This is a genomic window from Natronospira bacteriovora (assembly GCF_030848495.1).
Lineage (GTDB): Bacteria > Pseudomonadota > Gammaproteobacteria > Natronospirales > Natronospiraceae > Natronospira > Natronospira bacteriovora.
Map to the genome: position 1 here is coordinate 16348 of NZ_JAVDDT010000010.1, position 16698 is coordinate 33045.

The window sequence follows — 16698 nt, forward strand, 5'->3', positions numbered from 1 at the left end:
TCGCCTGGCTTTCCAGAGCGTAGTGTCCAGGACGCCCTGAAGCAATGTGGAGAGGTCCGAGCACTGGTCACGGCCCATCGGATTCTCGACGTTGGCCCGGGTTAACGGCGGATGCACAGGCCGTCCAGGTTCGCCGCACCCACTGCACATCAAAACGACTGTAATTGCCCCCACAAGGCGGGACGCCGGCGTTTGCGATCACGATCCACCTGGAACCAGTCACCATCGGGGCTGACATGCAGGCAGGTGGAACCGGGCCAGAACAGTGGGGCCGTGAACCAGGCCTCCAGTTGCCTGCCCGAGAAATCGCCACCCTGGGGGCGCAGTCGCTCGATCTCGCCCAGGGCTCGTGCCAGGGTCCACATGCCGTGCACGATCGGGCATTGGAAACCGAACAGGCGGGCCGACATGCTGCTCAGGTGAATCGGGTTCCAGTCGCCGGATACGCGGGCATAGCTGCGGCCCAGACCCGCGGGGCAGTCGATATCCAGTTCCAGGGCACCTTCCGGGGTCTCCGGTGTGTCCGGAGGCAGGCGGGCCATCTCGTCGCTGCCGGCGTCCACGCCACGGAACAGCAGGAGGCTCTCCCCTTCCCAGATAGCGATGCCGTCACTGTCCTGCCATTCCGTTTGCATGTAGAAGACCTGCCCACGCACATGCCCCGGCCCCGGGCGCAGGGTGGCAGAGAGGTTCATGCGCTCCTCCACGGGTCCCATGGGCCGGTGCCAGCGAACGGTCTGGCCCAGGTGGACCACGCCGAGGCTGCGCCCGGGCAGGCCGGGGGTGGAGAGCAGTTGCAGATGAAGCGGCATGGCCGCAATTTGCGGATAAAGCGCCGGAAAGTGCCCGGATGAAGGCAGCTGGCAGATACGCCGATAGGCTTCGACACGTTCCCGCTGGATTTCCACCGGCGCGTGGCAATGCAGCGGGTAGGCATCCGCTTCCAGCGCCCCGCCACGTGCCGGCATCAGTTCATTGCCCAGCAGACGCGCATAGGCCCTTGTCAGCGAGGCCGGTTGGCCCCGTTGTTCCCTGATCATTCCCTTCCCCAATTCAGTGATCCAGAAGCGCTTGTCTCATGATCCACGGATCATGGTCGATGGGTTCATCATACCAGTCGGTGAACCGGGAGGAAGGGGTTGATCACGGTCAATTGTTACGAAGCTGTTCGAGGTTGCGGGCGTAGCCGGTCAGCCGTTCAGCCAGCTTGTCACGCTGGCCCTGGTTCAGCGTCGGCAGCAGGTCGGCAAGGCAGGCAAGCGTTACCTGCTGACGTTCCTGTCTGGCCTGGCTGAGGGGTTCCGGCTGATCCCGGTAATGCAGCCACCAGCCCTCCAGGTAGTCATGGATCCGGTCCGCTGAATACCCGTCAGCGATCATTGCCAGCAGACGATTCTGGCGATCGATTTCCCATTCCAGCTGGGCGGCGGCCGTATCCGGCATGGCGTCCGCGCAGCGGGTTATCCGCGCTTTCTGCCCGGCAGTCAGGGAACCAAGGAGCGATTCAGCCCTTTCCAGGAAGCGCTCCCGGCGCTGTTCTTCCCAATCATCATGTGCACGCCGTGCCAGTTCTTCCCGGCTTTCCTTACGTCGCTTCTCGAAACGCTGTTCCAGTTGGGCCTGCTGGCCCCGATCCAGGTCGGCCAGCACATCGGACACCAGGGGGAGGAGATCCCGCGTCATGTCGCCAAGCAGGGTTTCGGTCGTGGCAAGGTGCCCGGCAATGGTTTCCCGCTCATGGTGACCGGACTCGAGGTCGCTGATGGCGGATTCCAGCAATGCCTGGATCTGGGGTACCCGGACTTCCCGGTGGAACTCCCGATAGGTCGCCAGTTCGTCACGAATCTGTCGTCGTTGCTGGCGATCCAGGTCGAGGTAATTGGCCGCCCAGCGGGCACCGAACCAGTCGGCGCGCTCGTAGACGAATTCGGCCCGGCTGCAGGCAAGAAGAAACAGGAAAATCAACAGCGTGGCGAATACGGGCCGAAGTTGACGAGACAGGCGCATGAACTTCCCTCCCCTGATCGGAGCCAATTGGCTTCTCGGGATGCGACCGTCTCCGGCCTGCCGGAGTTCAGAGGACTTCGTCGATCACGATGATGGCCGCGTCTTCCGAATGGGCTTCCACCCGAATGATCTCACGGCCCAGCAGGTCACCGTCGCGTGGCGTCGCCTCACCCGAACGGGAAACCCGGGCGATGATCTCGATCTGCTCATGGCCGCTGATCCGGTACCCATCCAGCATGGCGTTCTCGTCACCCAGGCGGAATTCCCCGGGCAGCGCCGAGATCGGCAGGCGTATGCCGGCCAGGGGTGGGCCGGCTGCCTCGTCGGCGGCGCGGGCAATGATGAAGACCACATCGTCCGGTGTCAGAGTCGCGGCCAGATCGTCACTGACCGACACCCGAACCATGACATGGGCAGAGGATTCCGCTTCCGTTCCGGGCCTGTCACCCAATGCGCGACGGGCCGCACTCAGGCGTTCCTCCACGATTTCTCGAAAGCCCGGGGGCGGGTCCTGTTCCAGCAGGCGTTGCCAATGATCACGGGCGCTCGCGTAATCGCGTTCCTCAAAAGCGATCAGGCCGCTGTACCAGAGGCCCTTTGGCTGAGCAGGCTCCAGCTCCAGAACCCGGCGAAATAGCGGAGCGGCTTCAGTCAGCATGCGGCCGGGGTCAGCCAGTGATACGGCTTCGGCGTAGTTGGCCAGGGCCCGGGCGTTATCGTCGCCGGCCAGATCGAGGGCCTGACGGTAGGCCTCGACAGCGGCTTCGTACTCCCCCAGCGCAAGCCGGGTTCGACCCAGCATCATCCAGCCTTCCAGGTCATCCGGGTGGCTTTGCAGACGCTGCTCCAGCTGATGAATCGCCTGCTCCATGTCCATGTCATCCATGCTCATGGGCTCACGCTCGATCGCCTCCCATTCGCCGACCTGGAGATAAATCGCCGCGGTAAGCAGCGGAATGACAATGGCAAGGACGATGGCGGAAACCGGTGTTCCAGTGGTCCTGGCCGGGCCGGACTCAACCTGTGCCTGACTGTTGCTGGCTTCACTTTCGATTTCCCGCCGCGACAGCTCGTAGGTCCGGTTGTCGATCTGCCCGTCTTCGAGTTCCTGTTCCAGCTCTTCCAGCTGTCGCTGGCGGGTCAGGGCAACCGCATCGACACCGGCCTGATCCACCGTTCCGCCCCGACGACGAATCAGGGGAGTGGCCACGAACAGCAGCGCGGCCACAACAAGCAGTGCACTGATTACGACAAAAGCGGTCATTCTCCATCCTCCAGCCGGGCTTCTTCTTCTGCTTCCAGGCGGGCGCGGCGGCGCAGGGTCACCACCAGCACGATGCCGCCAATGAAAAGCAGAACCAGCGGACCAAACCAGAGTGGCAAGGTATCGGCGCGCATGGGCGGGCGATAAAGTACGAAGTCACCGTAACGATCGGTCATATACTGCTTGATTTCCCGGTCACTGGCTCCGTCCAGCAGCATCTCGCGCACCCGGCCCCTGAGATCGCGGGCCAGCTCCGCGTTGGATTCGGCGATGTTCTCATTCTGGCAGACGAGGCAGCGCAGTTCCGACACCAGGCGCTGATAGCGGGCTTCCAGTGCCGGGTCTTCCAGAGACTGGTCGCCACTCACCGCCGGCAGGCCGGCGCTGAATACCGCCAGCAATGCCGCAAGCAGGACTGCGCACAGCGATGGCTTGATCATGGCGTCTTCGCCTCCTCCTGCAGTCCGCGAATCAGCGGCAGCAGGCGTCTGTCGATGTCGTCGTGGGTAATGGGCCCGATGTGCTTGTGCCGAATCCGGCCCTGGTGGTCGAGCACGAAGGTTTCCGGGGCACCATACACGCCCCAGTCAATGGAGACCTGTCCGTCCGAGTCAAAACCGCTGACCTCAAAGGGGTTGCCCACCCGGCTGAGCCAGCGGATGGCCGCTTCCCGGTCGTCACGCAGATTGAGACCCACGATGCGAACACCCTCCTCTTGCGCCAGGCGCATGAGTTCCTCGTGCTCCTCGTGACAGCCGGGGCACCAGGTGCCCCAGACATTGAAGAGCGTGACCTCGCCGACCAGATCCATGTCGGTGACCAGGCGTTCGGGCTCGTGCAGGGCGGGCAGCGTGAACTCAGGCGCTTCCCGGCCTAGCAGTGGCGACGGCACCTCGCCCGGATTCAGGGAAAGGCCACGCCAGAAAAACAGCACCAGCACAGACAGGACCAGCAGGGGAATGGCATAACGCCACATCAGCCTTCCACCTCCCCTTCATTCCGGCGACGACGCGGGCCGGATGCCAGGCGGTAGCGTCGATCGGCCACGGAAATCAGGCCGCCCATGGACATGACCAGGGCACCAAGCCAGATATAGCGCACCATCGGCTTGTACTGGACGCGGACACTCCAGTAGTCGTTGCCCAGATAGTCGCCCATGGCAATGTAGAGATCCCGCCGCAGGCGGGGATGCAGCGCCACCTGGGCCAGGGGATCCGGGCGGGCCCGATAAATGCGTTTTTCCGGGAACATCCGGGTCACTTCCCGGCCATTGCGGGTGACCGTGAAGCGAGCCTGGATGCTGTCCCAGTTCGGGCCTTCCAGATCGCGAATGCCGTCGAACTCGAAGCGATAGCCGGCCACCTCGTAACTGTCACCCGGCTGCATGCGCATGTCCCGTTCCACGGAGAAGGTGGAGACGGAGGCCACACCCAGGGTCATCAGGCCGACGCCGGCATGGGCGATGAGCATGCCCCAGATGGAAGCCGGCATGCCGCTCACGCCTTTCCAGCCCTTCTTGCGGAAGCGTGATACGGGTTCCACGAAGACCGAGAAAACCACCCACAGACCCAACACCATGGCCAGCAGAACCATGACACCCGTCGGCCCGCCCAGCAGCAGAGTTCCGGTGACACCGAGGACCACGGCGGCCGCCATTACCGGCCACATGCGATTGCCCAGTTCCCGGGCATCCGAACGCTTCCAGCGCGCGTAGGGGCCGAAGCCGAGGAAGAACAGCAGCGGCAGCATCAGGGGCACGAACACGGCATTGAAGTACGGCGGCCCCACGGAAATCTTGCCCAGACCCAGTGCGTCCAGGAACAGGGGGTAGAGCGTACCCAGCAGCACGGCGGCGGTGGCCACCACCAGCAGCAGGTTGTTCAGCAGCAGGAAGGTCTCGCGAGAGACCAGCCGGAAGCCGCCACCTGGCGGCATGTGCGGGGCACGCCAGGCGTACAGGGCCAGCGACCCGCCCACGGTCAGCGCCAGGAAGATCAGGATATAGACACCGCGTGTCGGGTCAGTGGCAAAGGCGTGGACGGAGACCAGCACGCCCGAGCGAACCAGGAAGGCCCCCAGCAGTGCCAGGGCAAAGGCCGAGATGGCCAGCAGCACCGTCCAGTTGCGGAAAGCGCCTCGTTTTTCGGTGACGGCCAGGGAGTGAATCAGGCCCGTTGCCACCAGCCACGGCATGAAGGAAGCGTTCTCCACCGGATCCCAGAACCACCAGCCGCCCCAGCCGAGCTCGTAATAGGCCCACCAGCTGCCCAATGCGATGCCGAGGGTCAGGCAGACCCAGGCCACCACGGCCCAGGGCCGGGTCCAGCGCGCCCAGGTGGTATTGGATTCCAGGCCGATCAGGGACGACACGGCAAAGGCAAAGGGAATGGCCAGTCCCAGATAGCCCAGATACAGCATGGGCGGGTGCAGGATCATGGCCGGATCCTGCAGGATGGGATTCAGGTCGCGACCCTGTTCCGGAATCGGAAACAGCCGCTCGAAGGGATTGGACGTCAGCAGGGTAAACAGGATGAAACCGGCACTGATGACGCCGAGAATGCCGATGGCCCGGCTGGTAAAGACCCGTGGCAGGTTGCGGCTGAACCAGACGGCCGCCACCGTCCACACCGCCATGAGCGTACACCACAGCAGCAGGCTGCCCTCATGAGCGCCCCAGACCGCGGTCAGGCGATAGATCAGTGGCAGATCCGTGTTGGAGTTGTTGGCCACATAGGCAATGGAAAAGTCATTGACCACGAAGGCCGTGGTCAGGGCCACATACGCCACGAAGGCGAACACCAGCTGCCCCAGTGCCATGCTGGGCAATGCCTGCATCCAGTCCAGCCGCTGGCGGGTCGCCCCGGCGATACCGAACCATGCCTGCGCCAGGCTGATCAGCAGAGCAAGGATCAGCGCGATCTGTCCGATTTCAGCAAGCATCAGTAATCGCCACCCTGGTATTCACCACCCTGCTCCCGTTCACGTTGACGGCGCTGCCATTCGGCTTCCCGCAGTGACTCCTTCACTTCCGGGGCCATGTAGTTTTCGTCGTGCTTGGCCAGGATCTGATCGGCAACGAAGACGCCCTGTTCATCGAAGCGGCCATGGGCAATGATGCCCTGCCCCTCGCGGAAGAGATTGGGCAGAATGCCGTCGTAGGCGATGGTGACGTACTCGAGCTCGTCGGTGACCTGGAACACCACGCCCAGTTCGCCCACTTCCCGTTGCACGGAACCGTCAACCACCAGGCCGCCGACGCGAATGCGGCGATCATCCAGCACAATGTCGCCGGAAGCGATCTGGGAGGGGCTGTAATAGAAGAGAATATTGTCCTGGAACGCCTTGAGACCCAGGGCCACGGCAAGGCTGCAGCCCGCAACGGCACCGAGAACCATGAGCATGCGTTTGCGACGAGGTGTCATCGCGAACCTCCTGCTGCGTGATAGCGACGTACATGCTGGAGCATCTGGCGGTGGCGGCGCCGGATCAGCAGGGCGGCCAGGGTCATGATGAAGGCCGTGAGCCCGAAGGAGCTCCAGACCCAGAGGGCGAAGCCATCCATGTACAGAAATTCAGACATCTATTTTACCTCCCTGGACTGCACGAGACGAGGGGCCGCCGGAAACCAGGTCGGCGACCCACGACGCCCGTTTTTCCCGCAGCAGCAATTCCGAACGCAGCTGCAGCAGAAGAAGCCAGAAGAAATACAGCTTGAAACCCACCGCCATGATCAACAGCGGAATCAGCATGGCGGTATCAATGGAGGGTGCGCCGAATTTGGCAATGGTGGCGGGCTGATGCAGGCTGTGCCACCAGTCCACCGAGAAATGAATGATGGGCACATTGATCACCCCCACCACGGCCAGAAGACCACTGGCTCGATCACCGCTGCGCTGATCCTGGAAGGCCCGGTTCAGGGCAATGAAGCCCAGGTACAGGAACAGCAGGATGAGCTGGGAAGTCAGGCGCGGATCCCAGGTCCACCAGGTACCCCACATGGGCTGTCCCCAGAGAGAGCCGGTGGCCAGTGACAGGAAGGTAAAAGCCGCTCCCAGGGGCGCCGCGGCCACCGCTACGGCAAAGGCCACCTTCATGCGCCAGATCAGACCCACGGCGCAGGCCACGGCCATCATGGTATAGACGAACAGGGACAGCCAGGCCGAGGGCACATGCACATAGATGATGCGAAAGCCGTCACCCTGCTCGTAATCCGGCGGCGCGAATGCCAGCCCCCACACCGTCGCCACGGCCAGAGCCGCCAGACCGAGGCCGCCCAGCCACGGTGCCATTGCCCCGGCAATGCGAAACACATGCGGTGGCGATCCCAGCTTGTGAAACCAGCGCCAGTTCTGTTTAGCCACGCTTCATTTTCTCCAACTTCAGCATTCATCCATCGAGGTCAGGGCCAGCGCACACAGAGCGTGACACAGACCCCGGCCGGCCGGTTTGATCCAGGTCACAAAGCGACTGCCCCTTATCTATTCAAGGCTGATGCGCAAGGCCGCGGCAATGGCGGCGGGCCCCAGGCTGATGGCCAGCAGCATCAGGCTGGCCAGTGCCCACAGGCCGGTGACGGCATCACCGTCCACGGCCTGAATCACCGAACGGCTTCCAAAGATCAGCACCGGGATCGTCAGCGGCAGCACCAGCAGGGCCAGCAGCGTACCGCCACCACGCAGGCTGACGGTCAATGCGGCTCCCAGAGCAGACAAGACAGTGAATACCGGGGTTCCCAGGAAAAGCACCAGCAGCAGCACCGGTACTGCCTCCCAGGGCAGATTCATCATCAGTGACAGCAAGGGGGCAAGCAGAATCAGGGGAATGGCGGTGACCAGCCAGTGGCCCAGCAGGCGGGCCAGGACGTTCAGACTCAGTGGCTCCGGGCTCAGGGCGGCCAGTTCCAGGCCACCGCCATGATAATCATCCCGAAACAGCCGCTCGGCGCCCAGCAGAGAGGCCAGTAGTGCCGCCACCCAGATCACGCCCGGCCCCACTGCCAGTAACAATTCCGGCCGGGGTTCCAGGCCCAGAACAAAGAGCATGCCCACCAGGATGAAGAACATCAGGGGGGTGGCCAGGTCCGCCCCGCGGCGCACGGCCAGGAGAAGCTCCCGTTTAAGGGTGGCGACGAAAACCCCGTTCATTGCGTCCCCTCCCGGCCGATGCGCAGTTCGCGGATCGGCCCGGCGGACTCCGGCAGGGCCTGATGGCTGCTGACCAGCGCTGCCCCGCCCTGCCGGCAATGGTCGGCCAGCAGCCGGGCCACCAGCGTCTGCCCCTCCGCATCCAGGCTGGTCAGCGGTTCATCGAGACACCACAGGCGGGCTTCGGACAACAGCAGGCGGGCCAGCCCGGCGCGGCGTACCTGACCGGCCGAAAGGCTGTGACAGGGCTGGGCCTGGCGATCCCCCAGACCGACCAGGGCCAGGGCTTCTTCGATGCGGCGCCCGGACGGTCGCCCGCACAGGGGCAGCCAGGCCGCCAGGTTCTCATGGGGTGTCAGTTCCGGGCGCAGGCCGGGTTGATGTCCGCACCAGGCGGCATCGGCGAGAAAATCCGCCCGGGCCTCGCGGATATCGCGCCCGCACCAGCTAATCTGCCCGGCCTCCGGATGGGACAGGCCCAGGAGTATGCGCATGAGGGTCGTCTTGCCGGCCCCGTTGGGGCCGCGCAACCAGACCAGTTCGCCGGCATCGACATGACAGGAGAAGCCATTCAACAGCAGGGTTTCGCCACGCCAGATCTCGAGATCGCTGGCGGAAAGCCGGAAGGCTGTCTGGGAGGCATTCTGAGGCTGGGCCGTGATTTCGGACATCCGCCTGAGTCTTGTCGGGTGGGGAACTGTCGGCTGACCAGGGCGGGAAAATGGTGCCCGGAGCCGGACTCGAACCGGCACGGCCCAAAGGGCCAGCAGATTTTAAGTCTGCTGCGTCTACCAGTTTCGCCACCCGGGCGTGGTGCCTACTCAGTCAGCCTGTCCGTAGGCGGAAAAACTGGAGGCTCGGGCCGGAATCGAACCGACGTCCACGGCTTTGCAGGCCGCTGCATAACCACTCTGCCACCGAGCCATAATCGGGTGCCGTTCAGGGCGCGAACTTTAGCACAGATTCGAGAAAATGGGGAACCCGTCTACTCCCCCCCAAAAACCCTCAGCTCCCCCGGCCCTCGTTGTCGTAATCGTAGTCGTAATCGTAATCGGCCTTTCCGCCTTTCTTCGAAAAAACCCGATTACGACTACGACTACGACTACGACTACGAGAAAACCCGGCGCCGGGACATTTTTCGGGTTTTTCCTCGTGACTCGATTGGGAAAAGCTCGACAACGACAACGACACAAATGCGTCTGGAACGTATTTGAACTCGCGCTCTGCGCGAGGCCCCGACCAACGGGAGGGGTAAGTCTCACGGATGAGACGCATAACGCCAACGATGGTCGCTGCCGGATTCGTGCGTTGGAGGGCGGGCACAAAAAAGCCCCGATGCCGACGCATCGGGGCTTTCCTGATCTGGAGCGGGAAACCGGATTCGAACCGGCGACCCCAACCTTGGCAAGGTTGTGCTCTACCAGCTGAGCTATTCCCGCCGAAAGAGGCGCCTATTTTATGGCCCCAGAAAAAACTGTCAAGGGGTCCGGGGCAAATTGTCGAAGACGATAGCGGATTAAAGCCTCAGACACCGGACTGGCTGTCGTCGTCCACCATTTCTTCACGCATGGTGGGCCAGGCCGCCTTGAGGTAACTGAACATGGACCAGAGCGTGAGAACCGTCGAAACGTACAGCAGCAGCAGGCCAAGTGAATAAACCGGGATCCAGCCAATGTCATAGCGCCACAGCAAAAGGAAGATGGCAATCATCTGGGCGGTTGTCTTCACCTTGCCCATCCAGCTGACGGCGATGCTGGAGCGCGATCCCAGTTCCGACATCCATTCCCGCAGGGCCGAAATGGCGATCTCACGCCCAATGATGACCACGGCCGGAATCGCCATCAGGGCACTGCCATCGTAATAGACGAGCAGCACCAGGGCAGCCACAACCATGAGCTTGTCGGCCACCGGATCGAGGAAAGCCCCGAAATTGGAAAACTGCCCCAGCTTGCGTGCCAGATAGCCGTCGAGCCAGTCGGTGATGGCCGCCAGTGCAAAGATGATGGCACTGGCCGGCGCTGCCCATTTGAAGGGCAGGAAAAAGAACAGCATGAATACCGGAATCATGGCGATGCGGAAAAGAGTCAGGCTGTTCGGGATGTTCAGTGGCATCGCTGCTTACTCCAGGCGGAATTCATCATAGATACGCTGGGCCAGGGCCCGGCTGATGCCTTTGACGGCGGCCAGATCCTCCACCCCGGCCTGGCGAATGCCCTGCAAGCCACCAAAGGCCTTGAGCAATGACTGGCGACGCTTGGGCCCCAGTCCAGCGATGCCCTCGAGCGGCGACTGGCGACGGCTCTTGGCCCGGCGATGGCGATGGCCGGCGATGGCAAAGCGGTGTGCTTCGTCCCGGATACGCTGAATCAGGTGCAGGGCCGGAGAATCAGCCGGGAGTATAAGCGGAGCCTTGCGACCCGACAAGAATAGCTGCTCCTGCCCGGCCCGACGATCCCGTCCCTTGGCCACCCCCAGCAGGGTGACCCCTTCCACCTGCAGTTCCTGGAAGATCGCTTCGGCACGGGAAAGCTGGCCACGTCCCCCGTCCACGATGAGCAGATCCGGCAACTTGCCCTCGCCTTTCTGCAATCGGGTGTAGCGCCGTTCCAGCGCTTCGCCCATGGCGGCGTAATCATCGCCGGCCGTTTCACTGCGAATGTTGAAGCGTCGATAATCATTGCTGGCCGGTACACCATTCTGAAAGACCACGCAGCTGGCCACGGTGGATTCGCCGCTGGTGTGACTGATGTCAAAGCATTCCATGCGTGCGGGTGGCTCATCCATTCCCAGTGCCTCCGCCAGGGCGTCCAGGGCCTCCCGGGCATGGCGGTCGGTGGCCATGCGGCTGGCAATGGCCTGGCCGGCATTCTCCGCGGCCATGGTCAGCCAGCGCGCCCGGTCACCGCGAACCCGGTGGCGCAGCACCACCTTTCGCCCGGCCTGTTCCCGCAGGGTGGCCTCCAGCATGTCGCCGTCCGGCACTTCCACCGCCGTGATGATTTCACGGGGAGGGTCCCGGTCCAGGTAGTACTGGGGCAGAAAGGCCGCCAGCACATCCCGTTCATCCTGCTCCAGGGAAACCCGCGGGAAGAAGGTCTTGCTGCCCAGATTGCGCCCGCCCCGGATATAGATGATCGCAATACAGAACAGATCACCCTGGTGGGCGGCGGCCAGCACATCGAAGTCACCGTCGTCACCACTGACATACTGTCTGGCCTGGGCCTGACGCAGTCTTGCCACCTGGTCCCTCAGCTCGGCGGCCTTCTCGAAATCCAGCGCTCCCGAGGCCGCCTCCATGCGATCAATCAGGCGCTGAATCACCTGATCGTTGCGCCCTTCCAGGAACAGGCTGGCGTTCTCCACGTCGCGGCCGTATTCCTCCGGCGTGATATAGGCAACGCAGGGTGCGGTGCAGCGATTGATCTGGTACTGAAGGCAGGGCCGCGTGCGATTGCAGAAGAAACTGTCACTGCAGGGGCGCAGGCGGAACAGCTTCTGCAGCTCGTTGATGGTGGCCCGCACGGCGGTGGTGCTGGGGTAAGGCCCGAAGAAGCGCCCCTTCTCCTTGCGCTGGCCGCGATAGAAGCTCAGACGAGGATATTCGTGACCGCTGATGTGGATATAGGGATAACTCTTGTCATCCCGCATCAGCACGTTATAGCGCGGCCGATGGGCCTTGATCAGGTTGTTCTCGAGAATGAGTGCTTCGGTTTCGGTGTGGGTGACCGTCACTTCCACCCGATCCACCTGTTGCATCAGTGCCCGGGTCTTGGGGCTGTCGCTGTGCGTGCGGAAATAGCTGGCTACGCGGCGCTTGAGATTGCGGGCCTTGCCCACGTACAGAATGGTGCCGTCCCCGGCCAGCATGCGATAGACACCGGGGCCGTTGCTGAGGCTTTGCAGGAAGGCCTTGTGGTCGAAACTCGCGCCCGTGGCCTGGTTCATGAGTGGCTTACCGTTTCCTTGCTGTCATTCGTGAGGAATCTTACCGCAGCCGGGCCTCACGGTCTTCCGCATGAAAGTCCGTGATTCAATCTTGTCCCAGTTCAACCGCTCGGCCGACCACCTGCCGGAACATGTCCGTAGTCAGCCGGCCCGTCTGGGTGTTGTAGCGGGAGCAATGATAGGAATCCACCAGAATCAGGCCGTCTTCAAGGGCGTGTTCCGCCGCATGGCCAAAGGGGTGGGCGCTGAGCTTGCAACCCAGTATCCGCAAGACAGAGTCATGGGCGATCTTGCCGAGGGCCAGCAGCACGCCGGGGCGCGGCAGGTTCTCGATCTCATGGCGAAGATAGGGGGCGCAGCGCTTGACCTCGTCCCCCGTGGGCTTGTTCTCCGGAGGCAGGCACTTGACCGCGTTGGTGATACGGCAACCCTTCAGACGCAGACCGTCGTCCACCGACTCCGCAACCGGCTGGTTGGCGAGCCCGAATTCATGCAGGGTTCGGTAAAGAAGAATACCGGCATAATCACCGGTGAAGGGGCGGCCGGTGGCATTGGCACCGTGCATGCCAGGCGCCAGACCGACGATCAGCAGATGGCTGCGTGCCGGGCCGAAAGGCGCCACGGGTGCGGCGTGGTAATCCGGGTAGTCCCTGCGAACCGCAGTCAGGTGCCGGCGCAGCCTCGGGCAGGCGCGGCAATCCGGCCGGAAGGGCCGGCTGTCACGGGAAGCCGCCATGTTCAGCCGTTGTCGTTGGCCGAGAGCGGGCTGTCATCCAGCAGCCCGTGGCGAATGGCAAAGCGTGCCAGACCCACATCGTTTTCCACTTCCAGCTTCTGGAACAGCCGGTGACGATAGGTACTGACGGTCTTGGGGCTGAGAAACAGCTTGTCGGAAATGGCCTGGACACTGTGACCCTGGATGATCATCAGCATGACCTGAAGTTCGCGCTGGGAGAGTTGATCCAGCGGCGTGCCCTTGCCGCCGGAAAGCAGGCTGTCCGCCAGCTTTCTGGCCACCTCGGCCGACAGGTAACGTTCGCCGGCATGGACGCGCTTGACCGCGGTGATGATCTCGTCGCCGGAGCAGTCCTTGGTGAGATAGCCCTGTGCCCCGGCTTCAAGCAGGCGGGAGGGGTAAGGGTCCGTCGCATGAACGGAGACCACGATCACCTTGACGTCGGGGGCGGCCGTGGCGATCTTGCGGGTCGCCTCCATCCCGCCAATGCCGGGCATGTTGACGTCCATGAGGATGACATCCGGCTGTTCCTTGCGGGCCAGTTCCACGGCTTCCTCGCCGGATGAGGCTTCGGCCAGCACTTCGATGCCGGCTGCCTCGTCAAGAATATGCCGGATGCCCGTCCGCACCAGAGCGTGGTCATCGACCAGCAGCACTCGGATTGCCATTATTCCCCCTGTTTTCAGTATCCGCTTGCGTCGTTCGGCAATCCCTGCCACTCGGATATGACGCCCTCCCTGCGTCAATCGGCGTGATCGCGGGTCACATATTATCGATAACCGCCTGACCAAAGCCAGAGCAGCCGACCAGCGTGGCACCCGGAATCAGGTCCTGCATGCTTTCTTCCACGTTCCGGCGGCTGGCCAGCTCGCGCTTGGGTCGGCGTATGGCCTCGCGCAGCCGGGCCAGATCATAGGTCATGGTCTTGCTGGCAATGGTCGCCCGCATGCCGTCGAGGATCCTGTCGGCGGCTTCCGTCCAGCCCATGTAGCGCAACATCATTTCGGCCGAAAGAATGATCGAGCCCGGATTCACCCGGTCCTTGCCGGCAAAACCCGGTGCGGTGCCGTGGGTGGCCTCAAACACGGCCAGCCCGTCACCGATATTGCCCCCGGGGGCGATGCCGATGCCCCCGACCTGTGCCGCCAGGGCATCGGAGATGTAGTCCCCGTTCAGGTTCAGGGTGGCGATCACGTCATAGTCTTCCGGGCGCAGCAGAATCTGCTGCAGGAAGTTGTCCGCGATCACGTCCTTGACCACGATTTTTTCGCCATTGCGCGGGTTGGTGAATTCACACCAGGGGCCGCCGTCGATGGGCCTGGCGCCGAATTCTTCCATGGCCACCTTGTAACCCCAGTCGCAGAAGGCACCTTCGGTGTACTTCATGATGTTGCCCTTGTGAACCAGCGTCACCGACACCCGGTCGTGCTCAATGGCGTAGTTCAGGGCCTTGCGCACCAGGCGCTGAGAACCCTCTCGCGACACCGGCTTGATGCCGATGCCGGAACTGGAAGGAAAGCGGATATTGGTCACGTGCATTTCCCGTGTCAGGAAATCGATCACGCGCCGCACCTCATCACTGCCGGCCGGCCATTCGATACCCGCGTAGATGTCTTCGGTGTTCTCGCGGAACACCACCATGTCGGTGAGCTCGGAGGTGCGAATCGGGGTCGAAACCGGTGGGAAATACTGGATGGGCCGGACACAGGCATAGAGATCCATGAACTGGCGAATAGCCACGTTCAGGGAACGGATGCCGCCTCCGGTGGGCGTGCCCAGGGGGCCCTTGATGGAAACCACGAAATCCTTCATGGCGTGCAGGGTGTCGTCCGGCAGATTCTGTTCTTCGCCGTACTTTTCCAGCGCCTTTTCCCCCGCGTAGATTTCCATCCAGTGAATCCGGCGCTTGTCGCCGTAGGCCTTCTTCACCGCAGCATCCACCACCGTCTTCATCACGGGCGTGACATCAATGCCAATGCCGTCCCCTTCGATGAAGGGAATGATGGGATTGTCCGGGACGTCGATGCTGGAATCGGTATTGACGTGAATCGGCTGGCCGCCGGCGGGTACGTCGATCTTGTCGTATTTCATGGGGCTCCTCACGCTTGAGGTGACGCCGGGCGCGGGAGATACCGGGGCGCTCGGTCAGCGAGGTTCCAACATGGCGATATTACCACAAGGCCGCCAATACCGGGCCCCGAGGGGCATTGACGGCCGCAACAGGGAAACCGCGTCACCCTTCCCCCTTCGACCGGGATGACGCGGTTCCCGCACCTGGCTCAGCGCGCTTGCCGTCAGGAAGCCGCCTTGCGGCCGCCCTTGCCGTCGAACTGTTCGGCCTCGGTCGAGCCCTGCAGGGCAGTCAGCGACGACTGGCCGCCGCTGATGACCTGACTCAGGGCATCGAAATAGCCGGTACCCACCTCGCGCTGATGACGGGTGGCCGTGTAGCCATCCGCCTCCGCCGCGAACTCGGCCTCCTGCAGTTCCACATAGGCGGACATTTGGCGTTCGCGATAGCCCTTGGCCAGCTGGAACATGCTGTGGCTCAGGGCATGGAAGCCGGCCAGGGTGATGAACTGGAACTTGTAGCCCATCGCCGCCAGCTCTTTTTGAAAGCGGGCAATGGTTACATCGTCCAGATGCTTGCGCCAGTTGAAGGACGGCGAGCAGTTGTAGGCCAGCATCTTGCCGGGGTATTCCCGGTGAATGGCCTCGGCGAAGCGCCGGGCTTCGTCCAGATCCGGGTGGGCCGTTTCGCACCACAGAAGATCGGCATAAGGGGCATAGGCCAGGCCGCGGGCAATGGCCTGATCCAGTCCGGCGCGAACCTCATGGAAGCCTTCCAGGGTACGTTCGCCGGTACAGAAGGGTTTGTCGCGTTCATCCAGGTCGGATGTCAGCAGGCCAGCGGCGTTGGCGTCCGTGCGCGCCACAATCAGGGTGGGCACGTCCATGGTATCGGCGGCGAGACGGGCGGCCACCAGTTTCTGCACGGCCTCCTGTGTCGGGACCAGCACCTTGCCGCCCATGTGGCCGCATTTCTTGGCGGACGCCAACTGATCTTCAAAGTGCACACCGGCCGCCCCGGCCTCGATCATGTGCTTCATCAATTCATAGGCGTTGAGTACGCCACCGAAGCCGGCTTCCGCGTCGGCCACAATCGGGGCGTAGACTTCCTGATCGTTCACGCCTTCCATGGCATTGATCTGATCCAGCCGCCCGAGGGCACTGTTGATGCGTCGTACCAGGTTGGGCACGCTGTCCACCGGGTAAAGTGACTGATCCGGGTACATCTGCCCCGCTGTATTGGCGTCGGCCGCCACCTGCCAGCCGGAGCAGTAAATGGCCTTGAGCCCTGCCTTGACCTGCTGCATGGCCTGATTGCCGGTCTGGGCGCCGAGCGCGTTGACGAAATCTTCCTCCTTGAGCAGTTTCCAGAGGCGTTCCGCGCCGCGTCTTGCCAGGGTGTGCTCGATACTGACGGTGCCCCGCAGGCGCACCACATCTGCACCGCTGTAGTCCCGGCTGACGCCCTGCCAGCGCGGGTTCTCCTTCCAGTCTCGTTCCAGGCTGACGGCATCTCGGTTTTCAAGACTCAT

At 62.9% G+C, this 16698-nt stretch carries 17 protein-coding genes and 3 tRNA genes; all 20 read right to left on the reverse strand.

Annotation, left to right across the window (positions count from 1 at the left end; genetic code table 11):
* Window positions 1–149: 149 nt before the first annotated feature.
* The 20 genes from RBH19_RS12745 to aceA all read right to left on the reverse strand — a co-directional run bounded on the left by RBH19_RS12745 (window position 150) and on the right by aceA (window position 16698).
* Window positions 150–1040, reverse strand: coding sequence for a MaoC/PaaZ C-terminal domain-containing protein (locus RBH19_RS12745; protein WP_306729237.1), 891 nt, complete (start codon window positions 1038–1040; stop codon window positions 150–152).
* A gap of 109 nt (window positions 1041–1149) precedes the next feature.
* Window positions 1150–2007 (reverse strand): DUF6279 family lipoprotein, encoded by an 858-nt coding sequence (locus RBH19_RS12750; protein ID WP_306729238.1) that lies wholly within the window; start codon window positions 2005–2007, stop codon window positions 1150–1152.
* Between the two features lie 67 nt (window positions 2008–2074).
* Complete coding sequence (gene ccmI, locus RBH19_RS12755) at window positions 2075–3271, reverse strand: c-type cytochrome biogenesis protein CcmI (protein WP_306729239.1); 1197 nt, start codon at window positions 3269–3271, stop codon at window positions 2075–2077.
* Window positions 3268–3711: a cytochrome c-type biogenesis protein gene (locus tag RBH19_RS12760; protein WP_306729240.1), complete on the reverse strand. Its 444-nt coding sequence runs from the start codon at window positions 3709–3711 to the stop codon at window positions 3268–3270. The genes ccmI and RBH19_RS12760 overlap by 4 nt, the downstream gene beginning before the upstream one ends.
* Window positions 3708–4247 carry a DsbE family thiol:disulfide interchange protein gene (locus RBH19_RS12765; RefSeq protein WP_306729241.1) on the reverse strand — a complete coding sequence of 180 codons (540 nt, stop codon included), beginning with the start codon at window positions 4245–4247 and terminating at the stop codon, window positions 3708–3710. Before RBH19_RS12765 ends, RBH19_RS12760 begins: the two co-directional genes overlap by 4 nt.
* The gene (locus tag RBH19_RS12770) at window positions 4247–6211 is read right to left on the reverse strand and encodes a heme lyase CcmF/NrfE family subunit (protein WP_306729242.1); all 1965 of its coding nucleotides are present in this window, start codon (window positions 6209–6211) and stop codon (window positions 4247–4249) included. The genes RBH19_RS12765 and RBH19_RS12770 overlap by 1 nt, the downstream gene beginning before the upstream one ends.
* On the reverse strand, window positions 6211–6693 hold the full coding sequence (gene ccmE / locus RBH19_RS12775; protein ID WP_306729243.1) for a cytochrome c maturation protein CcmE: 483 nt from the start codon (window positions 6691–6693) through the stop codon (window positions 6211–6213). The genes RBH19_RS12770 and ccmE overlap by 1 nt, the downstream gene beginning before the upstream one ends.
* A complete protein-coding gene (gene ccmD, locus RBH19_RS12780) occupies window positions 6690–6851 on the reverse strand; it encodes a heme exporter protein CcmD (protein WP_306729244.1) in 162 nt (53 codons plus the stop codon). The genes ccmE and ccmD overlap by 4 nt, the downstream gene beginning before the upstream one ends.
* Window positions 6844–7632 (reverse strand): heme ABC transporter permease, encoded by a 789-nt coding sequence (locus tag RBH19_RS12785; RefSeq protein ID WP_306729245.1) that lies wholly within the window; start codon window positions 7630–7632, stop codon window positions 6844–6846. The genes ccmD and RBH19_RS12785 overlap by 8 nt, the downstream gene beginning before the upstream one ends.
* Window positions 7633–7749: 117 nt before the next feature.
* Window positions 7750–8415 (reverse strand): heme exporter protein CcmB, encoded by a 666-nt coding sequence (ccmB, locus tag RBH19_RS12790; RefSeq protein WP_306729246.1) that lies wholly within the window; start codon window positions 8413–8415, stop codon window positions 7750–7752.
* Window positions 8412–9086, reverse strand: a complete 675-nt coding sequence (ccmA, locus tag RBH19_RS12795) for a cytochrome c biogenesis heme-transporting ATPase CcmA (protein ID WP_306729247.1) — start codon at window positions 9084–9086, stop codon at window positions 8412–8414. Before ccmA ends, ccmB begins: the two co-directional genes overlap by 4 nt.
* Before the next feature lie 51 nt (window positions 9087–9137).
* Window positions 9138–9225 (reverse strand) — tRNA-Leu (locus RBH19_RS12800).
* A 40-nt stretch (window positions 9226–9265) separates the two neighbouring features.
* Window positions 9266–9339 (reverse strand) — tRNA-Cys (locus tag RBH19_RS12805).
* A 439-nt stretch (window positions 9340–9778) separates the two neighbouring features.
* Window positions 9779–9854 (reverse strand) — tRNA-Gly (locus RBH19_RS12810).
* Window positions 9855–9939: 85 nt separating this feature from the next.
* Window positions 9940–10527: a CDP-diacylglycerol--glycerol-3-phosphate 3-phosphatidyltransferase gene (gene pgsA / locus RBH19_RS12815; RefSeq protein WP_306729248.1), complete on the reverse strand. Its 588-nt coding sequence runs from the start codon at window positions 10525–10527 to the stop codon at window positions 9940–9942.
* Window positions 10528–10533: 6 nt separating this feature from the next.
* The gene (gene uvrC / locus RBH19_RS12820; protein ID WP_306729249.1) at window positions 10534–12360 is read right to left on the reverse strand and encodes an excinuclease ABC subunit UvrC; all 1827 of its coding nucleotides are present in this window, start codon (window positions 12358–12360) and stop codon (window positions 10534–10536) included.
* Between the two features lie 85 nt (window positions 12361–12445).
* Window positions 12446–13096, reverse strand: coding sequence for a uracil-DNA glycosylase (locus RBH19_RS12825; protein ID WP_306729250.1), 651 nt, complete (start codon window positions 13094–13096; stop codon window positions 12446–12448).
* Between the two features lie 2 nt (window positions 13097–13098).
* Window positions 13099–13764 (reverse strand): UvrY/SirA/GacA family response regulator transcription factor, encoded by a 666-nt coding sequence (gene uvrY, locus RBH19_RS12830; protein ID WP_306729251.1) that lies wholly within the window; start codon window positions 13762–13764, stop codon window positions 13099–13101.
* A 94-nt stretch (window positions 13765–13858) separates the two neighbouring features.
* Window positions 13859–15187: an NADP-dependent isocitrate dehydrogenase gene (gene icd / locus RBH19_RS12835; RefSeq protein WP_306729252.1), complete on the reverse strand. Its 1329-nt coding sequence runs from the start codon at window positions 15185–15187 to the stop codon at window positions 13859–13861.
* 203 nt (window positions 15188–15390) lie between these two features.
* Window positions 15391–16698, reverse strand: coding sequence for an isocitrate lyase (gene aceA / locus RBH19_RS12840; RefSeq protein WP_306729253.1), 1308 nt, complete (start codon window positions 16696–16698; stop codon window positions 15391–15393).

What these genes read in the sequence shown, in the direction of transcription:
- RBH19_RS12770 (WP_306729242.1), bottom strand. Translation starts at nt 6,211, where the DNA reads ATGCTTGCTGAAATCGGACAGATCGCGCTGATCCTTGCTCTGCTGATC.
- ccmD (WP_306729244.1), bottom strand. Translation starts at nt 6,851, where the DNA reads ATGTCTGAATTTCTGTACATGGATGGCTTCGCCCTCTGGGTCTGGAGC.
- ccmE (WP_306729243.1), bottom strand. Translation starts at nt 6,693, where the DNA reads ATGACACCTCGTCGCAAACGCATGCTCATGGTTCTCGGTGCCGTTGCG.
- pgsA (WP_306729248.1), bottom strand. Translation starts at nt 10,527, where the DNA reads ATGCCACTGAACATCCCGAACAGCCTGACTCTTTTCCGCATCGCCATG.
- ccmI (WP_306729239.1), bottom strand. Translation starts at nt 3,271, where the DNA reads ATGACCGCTTTTGTCGTAATCAGTGCACTGCTTGTTGTGGCCGCGCTG.
- ccmA (WP_306729247.1), bottom strand. Translation starts at nt 9,086, where the DNA reads ATGTCCGAAATCACGGCCCAGCCTCAGAATGCCTCCCAGACAGCCTTC.
- RBH19_RS12750 (WP_306729238.1), bottom strand. Translation starts at nt 2,007, where the DNA reads ATGCGCCTGTCTCGTCAACTTCGGCCCGTATTCGCCACGCTGTTGATT.
- icd (WP_306729252.1), bottom strand. Translation starts at nt 15,187, where the DNA reads ATGAAATACGACAAGATCGACGTACCCGCCGGCGGCCAGCCGATTCAC.
- RBH19_RS12765 (WP_306729241.1), bottom strand. Translation starts at nt 4,247, where the DNA reads ATGTGGCGTTATGCCATTCCCCTGCTGGTCCTGTCTGTGCTGGTGCTG.
- ccmB (WP_306729246.1), bottom strand. Translation starts at nt 8,415, where the DNA reads ATGAACGGGGTTTTCGTCGCCACCCTTAAACGGGAGCTTCTCCTGGCC.
- RBH19_RS12745 (WP_306729237.1), bottom strand. Translation starts at nt 1,040, where the DNA reads ATGATCAGGGAACAACGGGGCCAACCGGCCTCGCTGACAAGGGCCTAT.
- RBH19_RS12760 (WP_306729240.1), bottom strand. Translation starts at nt 3,711, where the DNA reads ATGATCAAGCCATCGCTGTGCGCAGTCCTGCTTGCGGCATTGCTGGCG.
- uvrY (WP_306729251.1), bottom strand. Translation starts at nt 13,764, where the DNA reads ATGGCAATCCGAGTGCTGCTGGTCGATGACCACGCTCTGGTGCGGACG.
- uvrC (WP_306729249.1), bottom strand. Translation starts at nt 12,360, where the DNA reads ATGAACCAGGCCACGGGCGCGAGTTTCGACCACAAGGCCTTCCTGCAA.
- aceA (WP_306729253.1), bottom strand. Translation starts at nt 16,698, where the DNA reads ATGAGTCTTGAAAACCGAGATGCCGTCAGCCTGGAACGAGACTGGAAG.
- RBH19_RS12825 (WP_306729250.1), bottom strand. Translation starts at nt 13,096, where the DNA reads ATGGCGGCTTCCCGTGACAGCCGGCCCTTCCGGCCGGATTGCCGCGCC.